The 3,473-nt window shown below is 66.8% G+C and carries 4 protein-coding genes and 2 tRNA genes; 4 read left to right on the top strand and 2 right to left on the bottom strand.

Annotated features, from left to right (window positions below; translation table 11 throughout):
• The coding region (locus VGE49_RS06325; protein WP_331033711.1) for a methionine--tRNA ligase at window positions 1-1,024 on the top strand (1,024 nt) is incomplete at its 5' end.
• A gap of 60 nt (window positions 1,025-1,084) precedes the next feature.
• Here VGE49_RS06325 and VGE49_RS06320 read toward each other — a convergent pair.
• Complete coding sequence (locus VGE49_RS06320; RefSeq protein WP_331033710.1) at window positions 1,085-1,930, bottom strand: TerC family protein; 846 nt, start codon at window positions 1,928-1,930, stop codon at window positions 1,085-1,087.
• A gap of 93 nt (window positions 1,931-2,023) precedes the next feature.
• Complete coding sequence (gene rlmB, locus VGE49_RS06315) at window positions 2,024-2,899, bottom strand: 23S rRNA (guanosine(2251)-2'-O)-methyltransferase RlmB (RefSeq protein ID WP_414643608.1); 876 nt, start codon at window positions 2,897-2,899, stop codon at window positions 2,024-2,026.
• Between the two features lie 147 nt (window positions 2,900-3,046).
• Here rlmB and VGE49_RS06310 point away from each other — a divergent pair.
• The 3 genes from VGE49_RS06310 to VGE49_RS06300 all read left to right on the top strand — a co-directional run.
• Window positions 3,047-3,130 (top strand) — tRNA-Tyr (locus tag VGE49_RS06310).
• A gap of 94 nt (window positions 3,131-3,224) precedes the next feature.
• Window positions 3,225-3,298, top strand: a tRNA-Gly gene (locus VGE49_RS06305).
• A 61-nt stretch (window positions 3,299-3,359) separates the two neighbouring features.
• A partial coding sequence (locus tag VGE49_RS06300; RefSeq protein WP_331033712.1) for a GTP-binding protein occupies window positions 3,360-3,473 on the top strand: 114 nt, incomplete at its 3' end.

Here is a 3,473-nt window from a genome sequence, read left to right as displayed (position 1 = left end):
CCGCGGCATCACCCGCGACCTGAAATGGGGCGTGCCGGTCGTCGGTCCCGACGGCGGCCCGCGTCCGGGCATGGAGGGCAAGGTCTTCTACGTCTGGTTCGACGCCCCCATCGAATACATCGGCGCGACCGAGGAGTGGGCGGAAGCCACGGGCGGAAACTGGCGCTCGTGGTGGCGCCTGGACGAGGGCGCCGACGACGTGCGCTACGTCCAGTTCATGGGCAAGGACAACGTGGCATTCCACACCGTCAGCTTCCCCGCCACCATTCTGGGCTCGGGCGAGCCGTGGAAGACGGTCGATCAGCTCAAGGCCTTCAACTGGCTGAACTGGTATGGCGGCAAGTTCTCGACCAGCATGGGCCGGGGCGTCTTCATGGATCAGGCGCTCGAGCTGCTGCCCGCCGACTACTGGCGCTGGCACCTGACCGCCTATGGCCCGGAACACTCCGACGCGGCCTTCACCTGGGAGCAGTTCCAGGCGACGACGAACAAGGACCTGGCCGACGTGCTGGGCAACTTCGTCAACCGCATCGTCAAGTTCACCGAGTCCAAGTTCGACGGCGTCGTGCCCGATGGCGGCGAGGCCGGTCCGCTGGAAGCCAAGCTGGCCGCCGACCTGAAGGCCGGTCTGGAAACCCTGACCGCCGAGTTCGAGGCCATGGAGTTCCGCAAGGCGGCCCAGGCCGCGCGCGCCCTCTGGGTTCTGGGCAACGAATACCTGCAGGAAGCCGCCCCCTGGACGGCGCTGAAGACCGACCGTGACCGCGCCGCCGTGGTGGTGCGCACCGGCCTGTCGCTGGTCGCCCTGTTCGCCCGCATCACCGTGCCCTTCATGCCCGGCAGCGCCGAGCGCATCGGCGCGACGGTCAGCGCGACCGATCTGTCGTGGCCGACCGCCGACGCCGACCTGCTGACCCTGGTCCCGGCCGGTCAATCGGTGGCCGCCGCCGAGGTCCTGTTCGCCAAGATCGAGGACGCCCAGGTGGCCGAATGGACAGAACGCTTCGGCGGCGCCGAGGGCTGAGCCTTCTGAGCACTGAATGGAGAAAAGGCCCGGATCGCTCCGGGCCTTTTTGCTGTCGGGTCAGGGGGCGGGGGCGGCCTCGACGGGCGGCGGGGTTCGCTGCTCCCTCGCGCCGGGCAGGGCGGCGGGGGTGGCGTCCTTGCTGCCGGCGCTGGCGTGCTTCATGTGCTTGGCCTGCTCCTCGGCGCCGATGTCGAGGAAGGCGGGGGCCGAGGCGTTGAACTGCTCGGCGTGGCCCGTGCGCACGATGACCGAACGTCCGCCGTCCCAGATCATGTGCAGGGCCACATAGAGGACGATGGCCAGGCCGATGTAGGCGATCCAGCGATAGCGGTTCAGCAGCTTGGCGATGAAGCTGGCGGCCAGGCCCATGAGGGCGATCGACAGGATCAGGCCGAAGACCATGATCCAGGGGTGGTCATGGCTGGCGCCGGCGACGGCCAGCACATTGTCCAGGCTCATGGTCAGGTCGGCGATCATGATCTGGATCAGGGCGGCGCCGAAGGTCTTGCGCTTCAGGCCCAGTTCCTCGGGCGAGGGACCGCCGCCGTTCTCGATGGCCATGGCCCGTTCGATCTCGGCCTCGGCCTCGGCCTGGTCGTGGGTGGCCTGTTCGCGCAGTTCGCGCCACATCTTCCAGCACACCCACAGAAGCAGGAAGCCGCCGGCCAGCAGCAGGCCGACGATGGCCAGAAGCTGGACGGTGATCAGGGCCAGGCCGATGCGCATGACGACGGCGGCGGCCAGACCGATCAGGATGGCCTTGCGGCGTTGTTCCTGGGGCAGGGCGGCGGCGGCCAGGCCCACGGCCACGGCGTTGTCGCCGGCCAGGACCAGGTCGATCATCAGGACCTTGCCGAGGGCGGAGGCCTGACTGAGCAGATGGGGGTCTGAAAGGAATTCCATCCGGGTTTCTTAAGCCCCGGGCCGGGCTGCGCCAAGACGCCGCAGCGGCAAAGTCACGCTCCCGCCGACTGGCAGCCGGCGGGAGTGAAGTGATCAGCCGACGCGTTGTGCGCGCGCGACTTCATAAAGGGCGATGGCCGCCGCGTTGGAGACGTTCAGGCTCTCGAAGCCGCCCGGCATGGGGATCTTGGCCAGGACGTCGCAGTGTTCGGCCACCAGGCGGCGCACGCCGTCGCCTTCGGAGCCCATGACCAGGACGGTCGGGCGCGAATCGAGGGCTTCTTCCAGCGTCAGCTCGGCGGCGCCGTCCAGGGCCACGGCGCGCCAGCCCATGTCGGCCAGCTTTTCCAGCGCGCGGCTCAGGTTGGTGACGCGGGCGCAGGGCAGGCGTTCGGTCGCGCCGACGGCCGCCTTGGCCAGGGCGCCGGCCAGGGCGGGCGAATGCCGGTCCTGCACCACGATGCCCTTGGCGCCGAAGGCCAGGGCCGAGCGGAAGATGGCGCCGACGTTCTGGGTGTCGGTCAGCTGATCCAGCATAACGATGACGCCTTGGGCGTCCTCGGCCAGGTCCTCCAGAGAGACGCCTTCCAGCGGCTGAACCTTGAAGACCATGCCCTGATGGACGGCGCCGGCGGGCAACATGCGGGCCAGGGCGGTCGAATCGATCACCTCGATTCGGTGGCCGTTCGCCAGATTTTCCCGTTCGATTTCAGCGGCTCGGTCCTCTGTGACCATCAAACGGCCCATGCCGCGGCGCGCCGGATTGGCCAAGGCGGCCAAAACGGGATGGCGGCCCCAGAGAAAATTATCCGCGTCGGCCTTGCCGCGCGGGGTTTTGGGGGCGGAATCGCCCCCGGAACGGCCTGTTGGCGCAGGCGACCAACCTTTCTCGGGCCGACTTTCCACGCGCTTGTGGAAAGACTGCTTTTTACCGGGTTTCCGGTCGTTGCGTTCTGAAAATGACGACACTATAAGACGGCCTCCGATTTGGGCCCTAGGGCTTCGGGTCAGGCGCTTCCTCTACTGCAGGCGTCGCCGGACACGAAGGCTTTCGCAGCGAAAATGATCGAAAGATCACTCCGTTGCGTATCCAGACCGGTTTTGAGAACGCGCGCTGGGGGAATGTCCCGAGTGGCAAAGGGGGCGGACTGTAAATCCGCTGCGAAAGCTTCGAAGGTTCGAGTCCTTCTTCCCCCACCACGCGCGTTTCGAAGCCGAGAGGACGGAACCCCAGAAAAGGAATCGGGTGCGGAAACGCCAACCTCTCACGGGGTTGGGGCAACGCATTCTTCGCGCGGGTATAGCACAATGGTAGTGCAGCAGCCTTCCAAGCTGAGGATGTCGGTTCGATCCCGTCTACCCGCTCCAGGTTTTTTGAACTGAGCAGAAGCGCCCCTCCGCTTTGGACCCGGGCCACAGGAGTTTGGCCATGGCCAAGGAAAAGTTCGAACGCACTAAGCCGCACTGCAACATCGGCACGATCGGTCACGTTGACCACGGCAAGACGACGCTGACGGCTGCGATCACGATCACGCTGGCGAAG

Origin of the sequence: Brevundimonas sp., assembly GCF_036405315.1 — a bacterium.
Classification (GTDB): domain Bacteria; phylum Pseudomonadota; class Alphaproteobacteria; order Caulobacterales; family Caulobacteraceae; genus Brevundimonas.
Note: the sequence above shows the minus strand (reverse complement) of the source record. Positions and strands in the feature narration are given on the sequence as shown.